Origin of the sequence: Pseudomonas sp. PNPG3 (assembly GCF_023093815.1) — a bacterium.
In the GTDB taxonomy this organism is placed as follows: Bacteria; Pseudomonadota; Gammaproteobacteria; order Pseudomonadales; family Pseudomonadaceae; genus Aquipseudomonas; species Aquipseudomonas asiatica.
This window is the reverse complement of sequence record NZ_JALLKV010000327.1, coordinates 1-238: the sequence shown is the minus strand read 5'-3', so window position 1 is coordinate 238 and position 238 is coordinate 1. Positions and strand designations below refer to the sequence as shown.

1 pseudogene is annotated in these 238 nt (G+C 62.6%); it reads right to left on the bottom strand.

Annotated features, from left to right (window positions below):
* Positions 1 to 25 precede the first annotated feature (25 nt).
* Positions 26 to 238 (bottom strand): annotated as a pseudogene (locus tag MJ643_RS31250) (conjugal transfer protein TraG); the annotation flags it as partial.

The following is a 238-nucleotide window of genomic DNA, read 5'->3' as shown; positions in this document are numbered from 1 at the left end:
CGTTCATCCGGTCACGCATATTGCCTCAGAGCTCCATACCGTCATTCGGGTCCATGGCGACCTGACGAGCGACGCCGCGCATCTGTTGGCGTATGAGCCGGGACTGACGGACGGCATCCTCGTCATCGTCAAGAACGGCGGCAAATTCTTCTGCCGGCGTCAGTTCGGTCGTCTCCTTGGCGATCGCGACGTGATGGGGGAGTTCGGGCTCGCGACGGAGTCCGCTGTTCGCCGTGTC